This is a genomic window from Clostridium kluyveri, assembly GCF_001902295.1.
Classification (GTDB): domain Bacteria; phylum Bacillota; class Clostridia; order Clostridiales; family Clostridiaceae; genus Clostridium_B; species Clostridium_B kluyveri_B.
In genome coordinates, this window is sequence record NZ_CP018335.1 from 1,948,918 (window position 1) to 1,961,925 (window position 13,008).

The 13,008-nt window shown below is 30.2% G+C and carries 12 protein-coding genes and 1 riboswitch; of the genes, 10 read left to right on the top strand and 2 right to left on the bottom strand.

Annotated elements, in window-relative coordinates; translation table 11 throughout:
• Window positions 1-45: 45 nt before the first annotated feature.
• Window positions 46-1,446 carry an aminopeptidase gene (locus tag BS101_RS09460; protein WP_073538596.1) on the top strand — a complete coding sequence of 467 codons (1,401 nt, stop codon included), beginning with the start codon at window positions 46-48 and terminating at the stop codon, window positions 1,444-1,446.
• Between the two features lie 107 nt (window positions 1,447-1,553).
• Here BS101_RS09460 and BS101_RS09465 read toward each other — a convergent pair whose 3' ends face one another.
• Window positions 1,554-2,402: a PHP domain-containing protein gene (locus BS101_RS09465; RefSeq protein ID WP_073538597.1), complete on the bottom strand. Its 849-nt coding sequence runs from the start codon at window positions 2,400-2,402 to the stop codon at window positions 1,554-1,556.
• A 238-nt stretch (window positions 2,403-2,640) separates the two neighbouring features.
• Between BS101_RS09465 and BS101_RS09470 the strand changes: the two genes are divergently transcribed.
• Entirely contained in the window at window positions 2,641-2,841 is a 201-nt protein-coding gene (locus BS101_RS09470) for an alpha/beta-type small acid-soluble spore protein (RefSeq protein ID WP_012620447.1), read from the top strand.
• Window positions 2,842-2,950: 109 nt separating this feature from the next.
• Here BS101_RS09470 and BS101_RS09475 read toward each other — a convergent pair whose 3' ends face one another.
• Complete coding sequence (locus BS101_RS09475; protein WP_012101934.1) at window positions 2,951-3,277, bottom strand: hypothetical protein; 327 nt, start codon at window positions 3,275-3,277, stop codon at window positions 2,951-2,953.
• A gap of 287 nt (window positions 3,278-3,564) precedes the next feature.
• On the opposite strand from BS101_RS09475, the gene BS101_RS09480 reads away from it, so the two are divergent.
• The 8 genes from BS101_RS09480 (at window position 3,565) to BS101_RS09515 (ending at window position 12,934) form a co-directional block, all read left to right on the top strand.
• A complete protein-coding gene (locus tag BS101_RS09480; protein WP_012101935.1) occupies window positions 3,565-3,927 on the top strand; it encodes a phage holin family protein in 363 nt (120 codons plus the stop codon).
• A 336-nt stretch (window positions 3,928-4,263) separates the two neighbouring features.
• Window positions 4,264-4,695: a bacteriohemerythrin gene (locus BS101_RS09485; RefSeq protein ID WP_073538598.1), complete on the top strand. Its 432-nt coding sequence runs from the start codon at window positions 4,264-4,266 to the stop codon at window positions 4,693-4,695.
• A gap of 101 nt (window positions 4,696-4,796) precedes the next feature.
• A riboswitch (Lysine riboswitch) is annotated at window positions 4,797-4,973 on the top strand.
• 119 nt (window positions 4,974-5,092) lie between these two features.
• Window positions 5,093-6,550 carry an amino acid permease gene (locus BS101_RS09490; RefSeq protein WP_073538599.1) on the top strand — a complete coding sequence of 486 codons (1,458 nt, stop codon included), beginning with the start codon at window positions 5,093-5,095 and terminating at the stop codon, window positions 6,548-6,550.
• A gap of 262 nt (window positions 6,551-6,812) precedes the next feature.
• A complete protein-coding gene (locus BS101_RS09495) occupies window positions 6,813-8,225 on the top strand; it encodes an aspartate ammonia-lyase (RefSeq protein WP_073538600.1) in 1,413 nt (470 codons plus the stop codon).
• A gap of 119 nt (window positions 8,226-8,344) precedes the next feature.
• Entirely contained in the window at window positions 8,345-9,331 is a 987-nt protein-coding gene (galE, locus tag BS101_RS09500; protein ID WP_073538601.1) for a UDP-glucose 4-epimerase GalE, read from the top strand.
• A gap of 488 nt (window positions 9,332-9,819) precedes the next feature.
• Entirely contained in the window at window positions 9,820-11,520 is a 1,701-nt protein-coding gene (gene argS, locus BS101_RS09505) for an arginine--tRNA ligase (RefSeq protein ID WP_073538602.1), read from the top strand.
• A 141-nt stretch (window positions 11,521-11,661) separates the two neighbouring features.
• Window positions 11,662-12,459 (top strand): ribonuclease H-like domain-containing protein, encoded by a 798-nt coding sequence (locus BS101_RS09510; RefSeq protein WP_073538603.1) that lies wholly within the window; start codon window positions 11,662-11,664, stop codon window positions 12,457-12,459.
• A 97-nt stretch (window positions 12,460-12,556) separates the two neighbouring features.
• Entirely contained in the window at window positions 12,557-12,934 is a 378-nt protein-coding gene (locus BS101_RS09515; RefSeq protein WP_073538604.1) for a CBS domain-containing protein, read from the top strand.
• Window positions 12,935-13,008 lie beyond the last annotated feature (74 nt).

A 13,008-nucleotide genomic window follows, 5' to 3' on the forward strand; every position in this document is an offset into this window, starting at 1 on the left:
TTCATAGTATTATTGTAAGTTAAATACAGATAAGGAGAGATAGAAATGTCAAAGGATTTAACTAAAAAGTATAAATATGCCTGGGATAAATATTCAAAGAAAGATTTTAAGCTTCTCTTTGAGTTGTCAGATGGATACAAGGATTTTATGTCCAGGTGTAAAACTGAAAGAGAATGTGTAAGAGAATTTATATTAAGAGCTGAAAAAAATGGGTATAAGGATTTGGAAAGTATTATAAATGAAAAGGCTGTCTTAAAACCAGGTGATAAAGTTTATGCCAACAATAAGGATAAAACTTTAGCACTTTTTATAATTGGAAATAAAGATATACAAGAGGGTATGAGAATACTGGGAGCTCATGTAGATTCTCCAAGAATTGATTTAAAACAAAATCCTCTCTATGAAGATACAGAGCTGGCACTTTTGGATACTCATTATTACGGGGGTATAAAAAAATATCAGTGGGTTACAATTCCTCTTGCCATTCACGGGGTAGTAGTAAAAAAAGATGGTAGTAAAGTAGAAATAGTGGTGGGAGAAAAAGAGGATGAACCTGTGGTTGGAATATCTGATTTACTTGTACATTTATCTTCAACCCAAATGGAGAGAAAAGCAAACAAAGTAATAGAAGGAGAGGATTTAAACATATTAGTTGGAAGTATTCCAATTCAGGATAAGGAGGCTAAAGATAGGGTAAAACAAAATATTTTGAGGCTATTAAATGATAAATATAAAATGGAAGAAGAAGATTTTGTATCTGCTGAACTGGAGGTAGTTCCTGCAGGACCTGCTAGGGACTTTGGCCTGGATAGAAGTATGATTATGGCTTATGGACAGGATGATAGAATATGTGCATACACTTCTTTTGTGGCAATGATGAATATAAACAATCCCGACAAGACCTGTGCTACTCTTTTAGTAGATAAAGAAGAAATAGGAAGTGTAGGGGCTACTGGAATGCATTCAAGATTTTTTGAAAATACAGTGGCAGAAATTATAGCACTTTGTGGAGATTATAATGATTTAAAATTAAGGAGAGTTTTAACGAATTCAAAAATGTTGTCTTCAGATGTTAGTGCTGCTTTTGATCCCAACTACCCTTCTGTTATGGAAAAAAACAATTCAGCTTATTTTGGCAAGGGGATAGTATTTAATAAATATACTGGTTCTAAGGGTAAATCTGGATGCAATGATGCAAATCCAGAATATATAGCTGAACTAAGGAATATAATGGAAAAAGATGATGTGTACTGGCAAACTTCAGAACTTGGAAAGGTGGATCAAGGGGGAGGAGGAACTATAGCCTATATATTGGCACGATATAATATGCAGGTTATAGACTGCGGCATAGCACTACAAAATATGCATGCACCTTGGGAAGTTGCCAGCAAAGCTGATATATATGAGGCCGTAAAAGGGTATACTGCTTTTTTAAATAGAATATAACAAAAAATGCTGTATCAAGTGATTCTTAGGTTCGGTTGGGGTTTGCTATAGAGAAATGCCTATCCCCACCTGAACCTTATTTTTAGTACATGTAAAAATTAATATAGTTACATACTATTTAGTTTATCTAAAAATATATTTATTCCATCCTCATCTAAAAAAACTTCACCTATGGCATGAGAATGTTTTGAACTCTTATCTTTTTGTGAAGTGCTGCCATGGAAATCAGATCCTGCAGTTATCATTTTGTTGTATTTTTTAGCATATTCTATAAATTTATTTGTATCTTCTGCACTATTGTTAGCATAAATTGCTTCTATACCGTGGAAAGGAAGCTTGATTAATTCTTCTATATCAATGTCCTTTATAAGTACAGGATGGGCTAATACAACTAAAGCATTTAATGATTGAAGTATTTTTATGCCTTCCAATGTAGAAAGCTTTTTATTGGGAACATAAGCGGCACAGGATTCGCCTATAAAGTTTTTAAATATATCTTGAAAACTATAATTATATCCCTCATCTATAATGGCTTGAGCAATATGAGGTCTTGTAATAATTCCATGAGCATTTTTTACTATATTCTCATAAGAAATATTTATATTAAAAAATTTATTTAGATTATAAACTATTTTTTTGCCCCTTTCTACTCTGTATGAATCCATTTCTTTTAAAAAATTTTTAAATTTCAATGATATAAAAGAGGGGTCTTTGAAATAGCCTAGTATATGGACACTTTTGTTATTATATAAGGTAGATAACTCAAGGCCAGGAATAACCTTTATATTTACCTTTTCTCCTTGGTATAAAGCACTGTCTATACCAGATATGGTATCGTGATCTGTTATAGCTATTATATCCAAACCTGCTTTTTTTGAATTAGTTACTATTTCCGCAGGAGATAGTTTTCCGTCAGAAGCAGTTGTATGTAAATGAAAATCTCCTTTTTTATACAATAAAATCACCTACTTGTTAAAATTTGATATATATAAATTATACTTTAAAAAAGAAATATTTTATATAAAATATTGGATTAATATAATTTTTATATATAAAATATTTCTATTTGTAATAAATATTGACTTATTTTCATATAAACTTATAGTGTAATAATTTTTATATGGAGCAAACTTATAATGTAATATAAAACAAAGAATATAAAAAAGAATATAGAAAAAGAGGAGGAAATTAATCATGGCAAGTAACAGAACAAATAGAGTTTTAGTTCCCCAGGCTAAAGAGGCTTTGAATAGATTTAAAATGGAATCAGCAAGGGAAGTAGGAGTGAATTTAAAAGAAGGATACAATGGAGATCTTACTTCAAGAGAAGCAGGCTCTGTAGGTGGAAATATGGTTAAAAAAATGGTTCAGGCGTATGAACAGAACTTAAAATAGAATAAACATGAATTAAAGTCAGATGAAATTTATTTCATCTGACTTTTTTAATGCAATTTAATATACTTTTTAAATATTTTAATAGAAATATATAAATTCATAGAATAAATTATTTTATGCCGCTTATTTTACCTCTAAGGGCTTTTATTCGTCCATTTACATAGTTTAAAAGTTCAGGTTTATTGTCCTTTATATTCATTGGGGCATTGGAAACTATACTTATAACATTCAATCTGTTGGAATTTATTTCGCTAGCAATTTCATGAGCTAAATGCTTATCTTTGGTCTTCCAATAAGCATTATTGAATTCGTTTGCTTGTTTTTTATTATAGTATCCTTTTTCAATGCCGAATTGAAATAAATCGGCAGCAGATTCTAACTCATCCAAATCTCTGGATTTTAAAGTTTCATCAATAAGAGTTTGAAATGTTTTCATTATTATACTCCTTTTCAATAAATTGTTGGAACTAATATATCTATACTTTTAAACTTGAAATTTGTTCTATATAGACAATATTACTTATACCTTTTTTCTTTTATTTTGTCAATATCGATTTTAAATATACATAATACGAGTGCTTTATATATAAAATATTGCAGATTATATATATTTTTGTCAATATGTTAAGTTTAAAAAGATTTTTATTTTTAAATATTTTTTGTGATTTAGGTAAAGACTATGTTTATGTAAAATAAATATTTTATTGAAAAGGAGTGACTTTCGTGGGTGATACAAAAAGAGAGTCAGAGAAATCTTCTATAGGTGGTTATATAGTAAGATTTATTTTAACAGTAATTGTACTGGGGATAACTTCATTCTTAACACCTGGTTTTAGAATAGTAGGACTATGGTCTTATTTAGTGGCAGCAGTTGTGATAAGCTTAATAGACTATTTTGTAGAAAAATTTATGGGTGTAGATGCGTCTCCTTTTGGAAAAGGAATAAAGGGTTTTATAATTGCAGCTATAATATTGTATTTAACTCAATTCTTAGTGCCTAATATGAGTGTATCTATATTGGGAGCTATTATTGCATCAGTTGTTATAGGAATATTGGATGCTGTAATCCCTGGAAGAGTAATGTAAAATGTTGTTTTTTTAGATTTAATTCTTAATAATGATATAAATTACAATCTAATAACAAAATTTAATATTTTTGTTTAGAATAATTTTTACACACCGAAATTGATAAATTACTTCAATTTTGGTGTGTTTTTGTATTGAATAATATTAATATTTAATTACTAATAGAATGTTTAGTATTTTTCAATTTTTTGTTATAATTAAAAAAACAATATTTACTTGGAATTGTTTGCTTATAAATATTAGACAAAAATATATTAAAAGTTAGTTTGGATTTAATAGACCAATATTCATATATAATATAAGAGATGAACTAATTAGAGATGGAGGGATAACAAAATGTTTGAATGGAAGGATGATTATAATTGTGGCATTAAAAGGATAGATGAAGAGCATAAGAGACTCTTTGAAATAGGTGAATCTGTATACGATCTTATAATAAATGAAAACCATGTAGATTATTTTGGGGATGTTTTAAATTTAATTGATGACCTTAAAGAATATACTGTGTATCATTTTGAAGATGAAGAAAGAATAATGAAGCTTTATGATTATCCCAAGTACAAGGAACAAAAAAAAGCTCATGATGCCTTTATAAATAAAATCGAAAGTTTAGATTTGGAAGAACTAGATGAGGACATACAAAAATCTGTATTAAAATTATTGGATTTTATTTATGATTGGATATCAAAACATATACTAGGTATGGATTTGAAGTTAAAAGATTATTTTGATAGTCTAAAACCAAAAAAATCAAATGAATCAATTTAAAATATATTTTGAGCTTTGTCATAATGAGTAGAGAAATGTATTAAAATACCATTGACTAATATTTACTTATAGTACATAATGTATTTGTACTATAAGTGAATATTTAAGATAGAGGCGCAAAATTTATAAGTAAAGTTTTGGAGGTAAGCACAATGAAGGGACTTGAAAGGAAATTTTGCCGAAGTGTTCAACAGATGCTTTGATGTTGAATTAACTGGTTTTGTATAAAATATATACAAGACTGTCACAAATATAATTTGTGAAGAGCTATCATTCATTGTGGAATTAATATATTTTTATATTTATAACCTTGGGTGTACACTCTCAAGGCTATTTTTATGTTTATCTTACTTACTTCACTTATGGGGATTTTGATACCAATAAGGGGGAGAAAAAAATGGAAAGCTCAGTAGAGCAAAATAATGAGCGTGATAATGAACTAAAAAGAGGACTTAAGACTAGACATTTAAGTATGATTGCCATAGGAGGAGCTATTGGAACAGGAATATTTTTAGCATTAGGTGCTACTATTAATCAGGCAGGTCCTGGAGGAGCACTAGTAGCTTATGGCTGTATAGGAATTATGGTTTATTTTTTAATGACGGGCTTAGGAGAAATGGCTACTTATATGCCGGTTTCAGGCTCTTTTGGTGTTTATGCCACTAAATTTGTAGATCCGGCTTTAGGATTTGCATTAGGATGGAATTATTGGTACAATTGGGCAATAACTGTAGCTGCAGAAATGGTAGCAGGAGCGCTCATAATGAAATATTGGCTGCCAGGTGTACCAGCTATTGTGTGGAGTGTGTGTTTTTTAGCTGTAATAGTTTTATTAAATTTATTATCTGCAAGAGCTTATGGAGAATCAGAATTTTGGTTTGCAGGCATCAAAGTAGTAACCGTTATCGTTTTTATATTAGTAGGAGTAGCAACTATTATAGGCATATTTAATGGGAATCCAGTAGGACTTAAAAATTTTACAGTAGGAGAAGCACCTTTTGTAGGCGGCTTTAAATCTATATTCTTGGTATTTTTGATTGCAGGTTTTTCTTTCCAGGGTACTGAATTAGTGGGCATAGCTGCGGGAGAAAGTGAAAATCCAGAAAAAACCATACCAAAAGCTATTAATAGTATATTTTGGAGAATACTAATATTTTATATAGGAACAATATTTGTAGTAGGTGCCATAATTCCGTATATGAATGCAGGAGTTGACACAAGTCCTTTTACTCTGGTATTTAAAAAGGCTGGTATAGCAGGAGCTGCATCTCTTATGAATGCGGTTATATTGACTTCAGTGCTGTCAGCAGGAAACTCTGGAATGTATGCTTCAACTAGAATGTTGTATTCTATGGCTAAAGATAAGAAAGCACCTGCCTGGCTGGCAAAAGTTAATTCACGAGGAGTGCCTGTAAATTCATTGATACTTACAACAATAGTAGCATCTGCATGTTTTTTAACAGGGCTTTATGCGGAAAGTACAGTGTATGTTTGGCTGGTAGCAGCTTCAGGTCTTGCAGGATTTGTAGCATGGCTTGGTATAGCAATTTGCCATTATCGTTTTAGAAAAGCTTATGTTGCTCAAAATAGAGATTTTGGAAGATTAAAATATAAGGCTAAATTATTTCCTTTAGGACCTATAATAGCATTGGTACTTTGTATCATAGTTATCTTGGGACAAGGAGTTACTTATTTTGAAGCTAACAATATAGATTGGAGTGGAGTAACTTCATCTTATATAGGACTTCCGCTATTTTTAGGATTGTGGATATGGTATAAGAAAAAATATAGTACTAAGGTAATAAAGCTAGAAGAAGTAGATTTTGACAGTATTGAAGAGGAAGTAAAATTATAATAGATAATTTAATTGATTAATTGCTAGAGAATAGTTTATATTCTTTGGCAATTTTTTATTTTGCATATTTAATTAATGTATATTTAGCACAAATAGTCTACAGCAGTTTTGTTCTTATTAGATATATAAAATATATTGATGTTATGATAAATTATTAATAATAAAATTAGTAATTTGGAATAAATACTTATTTTTTATTTTTAATATATCAATAAGCTTCTGAAATGACTATTTTTAATCTTAGTTAAAGGGGATGGATATTATGGATTTTAGAATTGAAAGTGATTCTATAGGAGAAAAAAAGGTTCCTAAAAGTGCATATTATGGAATAAACACTTTAAGGGCTGCAGATAATTTTAAAATTACAGGACTTAAAATTCATGAAGAATTTATAAAAAGTATTGCAGAGATAAAAAAGGCTGCTGCTATAACTAATGAGGGTATTGGACTGCTTGGTGAACATATTAAAGAGACAATTGTAAAAGCTTGCGATGAGATAATAGATAGTAAATTTAAAGATCAGTTTATTACAGATCCTATACAAGGTGGGGCAGGTACATCTATAAATATGAATGTAAATGAAGTGATTTCAAATAGAGCCATTGAATTATTAGGGGGAGAAAAGGGAAATTATAATATTGTCAATCCAAATGATCATGTGAATATGGGGCAGTCTACTAATGATGTTATTCCAACAGCAGGTAAAATTACAACTATAAAACTTATTTTAAGGTGTATAAAACAGCTGAAAATATTAAAGAGAGTGTTTAAAGAAAAAGCTGATGAATTTAATGATATTGTAAAAATGGGTAGAACTCAGCTTCAGGATGCAGTACCTATTAGATTAGGACAGGAATTTAATGCCTATAGTTCAGTGATAAAAAGAGATATATTAAGATTAAATCAGGTTATAGAAAGCTTAAAAGAAGTCAATATAGGTGGAACGGCCATAGGAACAGGTATAAATGCAGATATGAGGTATCAAATAAAAATAATACCGAACCTCAACAAAATTATACAAATACAATTAAACCAGGCGGAAGATTTAATTGATTCAACTCAAAACTTAGATAGTCTCGTAATAACTTCAGCGGCTATAAAAACCTGTGCAGTTAACCTATCAAAGATAGCAAATGATTTAAGACTCATGTCATCAGGACCGAGAACAGGCTTTGGAGAAATAAATCTTCCAGCAAAACAAAATGGCTCTTCCATAATGCCGGGAAAGGTTAATCCTGTAATACCAGAGGTAATTAATCAGATAGCTTTTAATATTATTGGAAATGATGTTACCATTAATATGGCTGCAGAGGCAGGTCAATTGGAATTAAATGCCTTTGAACCAATTGTATTTTTTAATTTATTCCAGTCTATAGAAACTTTGACGAACGGTATTAATACTTTTGTTGAAAACTGCGTTCAGGGTATTACAGCAAATAGAAAAAGATGTAAGGGACTTTTAGAAAACAGCATAGGAATACTTACAGCTCTTTGTCCTTATGTAGGATATAAAGAAGCTGCTAAAATTGCTAAAAAAGCTATGAATACTGGAGAATCTGTGAGGAAGATTATTCTAAGAGAAAAAATTTTAAATGAAAGAGAAATTAACAGTGTATTAAATACTGTGGATATGACAAAACCTGGAATATCGAGGAAATATGTAGTTTATAAATAGAAATATAATTACTTAATTGTGAATAAATATATTTATAGTTTAATCCTTTATTAACACAAACTGAAAAATAATTGTAGTAGAATATATAATAAATGAAATACTGTATTGGAGGTTTTAAAATGTCAATTTTAGTTTGTGGGGGAGCAGGGTATATAGGGAGCCATATGGCAGCAGAGCTTTTGGAAAGAGGAAAAGAAATTGTAGTATTGGATAACTTTGAAAAAGGACATAAATCTGCTGTACTTGGAGGCAAGGTTTACCAGGGCGATTTAAGGGATGAAAATGTAGTGGATAAGGTGTTTAAAGAAAATAACATTGAATCAGTAATAGATTTTGCAGCTTATTCTCTGGTGGGAGAGAGTGTAGGGGAACCTCTTAAATATTTCGAAAATAATGTTGTAGGTACTTTGAACCTATTAAAGTCTATGAGAAAATATGAAGTAAAATATATTGTATTTTCTTCTACTGCTGCAACTTATGGAGAGCCTAAAAACATACCTATCTTTGAAGATGATTCAACATATCCCACTAATCCCTATGGAGAATCCAAGCTTACGGTAGAAAAGTTGTTAAAATGGAGTGATAGGGCATATGGTATAAAATATGCTGCACTAAGATATTTCAATGCGGCAGGTGCACATATTTCAGGACTTATAGGAGAAGATCATGACCCTGAAACACACTTGATTCCTATAATACTTCAGGTGGCTTTAAAAAAGAGAGATAAAATATTTATATTTGGAGATGACTATAATACAGAAGACGGAACTTGTGTTAGGGATTATGTTCATGTTATGGATTTAGCTAATGCCCATCTTTTGGCATTGAATAAAATTATTGAGGATGAAAAAAGTGGAATTTATAATTTAGGTAATGGCAGAGGCTTCTCTGTAAAAGAAGTAATTGAAGTTTCACGAAAAGTAACTGGACAAAAAATAAAAGCTGAAATTGCTCCTAGAAGAGAAGGAGATCCTGAGACACTTATAGCCTCTTCTAAAAAAGCGGAAGAAGAACTTAATTGGAAACCAAAGTATAATTCACTTGAGACAATTATTGATACTGCATGGAAATGGCATAAAGATCATTTAAATGGATTTGAAAAGTGAAATATATTAATGGGTAATTATATATTGACAAAAAAATGTTAATAGTAATATAATAAGGTGTAGGTTATGTGATTTTATTCATAACGCTTGCATAAAGTGTTATAAGCTAGAAATATAATAGATAGGCTGTATACCTATTATTTAGATATTGTGATAGGAGGAGGCCGTCTCTTAAAATAAAAGAGGCGGTTTTTTATATTATATAGTAACTTCGGATTTTTAGTTTTTATCTAAGCGCTGCCATTGATAAACTCCCATCTTCTTCAAAAGTTGGGGATAAGCAATGCTGTGCGTCTGGATAAGTTGTTCCCCTAAAGGATAACGTATTCTAAGTGCTAAAGACACTAATGTTAATAAGGTTCAGATGGGAATAGGCATTTCTTATAAGCAAACTCCACCTGAACCGCTGAATCACTTGATTTAAAAGAATAGAAATGGGAGAGGAGCTGAAAAGTGTTAAATAAAGGTATACTTATTTAACTGTTAATATGGATTTTAAAAAGTTAGCGGCAGAAGAGATTAAAAAAAATACGGATTTAGAATTGAATTTTATAGAAGGTTTGATAGAAGTACCACCAAAACCTGAAATGGGAGATTACGCATTTCCATGTTTTCAATTGGCAAAAGTATTGAAAAAGGCACCAAATATAATTTCTAAGGAATTAAAAGATAAATTGCACAGCAAGTACTTTGAAAAAATTGAAAATTTAGGACCTTATGTGAATTTCTTTGTAGATAAAAAAATATTTACTGAATATACTTTAAAAGAAATATTATTAAAAGGAGACAGCTATGGAAGTTCAGACATGGGAGAAGGAAAAAATGTAGTTGTAGAATATTCATCACCTAACATTGCAAAACCTTTCCATGTAGGACATCTTTTTAGCACTTCTATAGGAAATGCCTTATACAAGATGATAAATTTTCAAGGATATAATTGTACGAGAATAAATCATCTTGGAGACTGGGGAACTCAATTTGGAAAGCTTATAGCGGCTTATAATAGATGGTGCAATGAAGAAGAGTTAAATAGAGACCCTATAAAGGAACTTTTAAGAATATATGTAAAATTCCATGAAGAAGCAGAAAAAGATCCTTCACTTAACGAAGAAGGCAGAATGTATTTTAAAAAATTAGAGGATGGCTCGGAAGAAGAAATTAAACTTTGGAAAAAATTTAAGGATCTAAGTCTTAGAGAATTTAAAAAAGTATATGATTTATTGAAGGTAGATTTTGATTCCTATGCAGGAGAGAGTTTTTATACTGACAAAATGGATGCAGTTGTAGAAGAAATAGATAGAAAAGGACTTCTTGTTGAAAGTAACGGTGCAAAAGTAGTGCTTCTAGATGAATATAATATACCTCCTTGCATTGTAAAAAAATCAGATGGAACGACCATATATGCAACTCGTGATTTGGCTGCAGCTATATATAGGAAAAAAACCTATGATTTTTATAAGAGTATATATGTGGTGGGACTTGATCAATCTCTTCATTTCAAGCAGGTATTTACCACACTTAAATTAATGGGTAAAGATTGGGCGGACTCATGTAAGCATGTGGGGTTTGGATTAGTTAGATTTGCAAATAAAAAACTTTCTACACGAAAAGGAGATGTAATATTCTTAGAAGAACTTTTAAATAAATCTGTAGAAAAAACTCTTGAAATAATAAATGAGAAGAATCCTAAGCTTGAAGATAAGGAAGAGGCGGCTAAAAAGATTGGTATAGGAGCTGTGATATTTACCTATCTGAAAAATAATAGAGAGAAAGATATAGTATTTGATTGGAATGAAATGCTGAGTTTTGAAGGAGAAACTGGCCCTTATGTTCAATATAGCTATGCAAGGGGAAAGAGTATTCTTAGAAAATCAGGAGAAGCACCCTATGATGAAAACCAGATAGACTGTAGTAAATTGGGCAGCAAGGAGGAATTTGAACTTGTAAAGATCCTTGAAAACTTTAATAAATCTATAATAAATGCTATAAATAGATTGGAACCATTTATAGTCACCAGGTATGTAATAGATGTGGCCAAAGCTTTCAATAAGTTTTACAATGCTCATAGTATTATAAATGCAGCAGATGAGGATACTAAAAAGGCCAGATTGAATTTGGTAAAATGTACCTGTCAGGTATTGAAAAATGGATTAAATCTAATGGGTATAGAAGTAGTGGAAAAGATGTAGATGAGATTTTAAATATTTTATCTGAAGGTTGTTGGAGCTGTGATGGCTCTGAAGCTTGACGAAGGTAGGAATAAATATTGTTATTTCACCGGATAATCAGATAATATAGAAAGGAGAAGTTACGTTAAAGTAACACATATTATGGAAATTAAAGAATATGATCGTCTGGTAAATGTAGAAGGTAATGCATTTTTGAGTTGTGACATGGGAAATATAGCCTATTTTGATATAGAAACGACTGGTTTCGATAGAGAATGTGATAATATAATACTTATATCTCTTGGGAGGTTTATTGATAAAAATAAATTGTCAATAAAACAGTATTTTGCAGATACTCTACAGGATGAAAGTGAAGTATTATATAATTTTGGCATGGATATATTAAAATATGATAAATGGTGTTCTTATAATGGAATAGCCTTTGATGAGCCTTTTGTAAAAGAGAGAATGCACCGGAATAACATATACTTTGAGTTTCCTAAATATCATGTAGATTTATATAGACTCATAAGACCTTATTACAAGCAGCTGGGTATGGAAAGGTGTAACTTAAAGACTGTGGAAAAATATTTGGGTATAAATAGGAGAGATAAAATAGATGGGGGAATCAGTGTAGATTTATATAGAGAATTTTTAAAATCTAATACTGAGGATATAAAATATACCATAATGCTTCATAATTATGAAGATGTTTTAAATCTGCCTAAAATACACGAATTTGCTTTTAAAGTAAGAAATGATAAGTTACTGGTGAGAGAAAATTGTATTACAGAAAAACAAAAAAGATATTTAAAAATTCTTTTAAAGAAAAATAATGTAGATTTAAATATACAATTTGAAAAAATATCTAAAAAAGTTGCATCACAAATTATAGATTATCTGATAAAAGGGGAAAAGGACGTAGAAAAATTTGATAATATCATAAATGGCAGTTATTGATAAATGTTTAATTCAAATTAATAATATATTTAACTTTTGGAAAATTTTTAGACTTTTAAAAAAAAACATTGTATAATTAAAAAGGAGGGGTGTTGTTATGGTTCAGGAAATAATGAAATCAAATATTGTAAAGTTGAAAAAAGAAGACAGTCTGTGTAAAGCTTTAGATATGATGGATGTTCATAATGTAAATGGGGCACCTATAGTTGATGAAGATGGACAACTGACGGGCATGATAGTAAAGGCGGATATATATAGATTTTTGATGGAGGAAGGTCATTATGATACCTGTCCTGTGGATTGGGCAATGACAAAGGATGTAGTTGTGGCTAAAAGTGAAGAGGATATTATGACTGTGGCAAAAAGAATTAGAGAAAATAATATAGTAGCCATTCCTGTAATAGACGATAAAAATGTGGTGAAGGGTACCGTTTCTATCGAGGATATAATGGATTATGTAATTAAAAAGTCTTGATTTTATTATCAGGACTTTTTAAAAAATATATTTAATATTTTTTATTGGAGTTGCAAAACTAACTTACATAACAT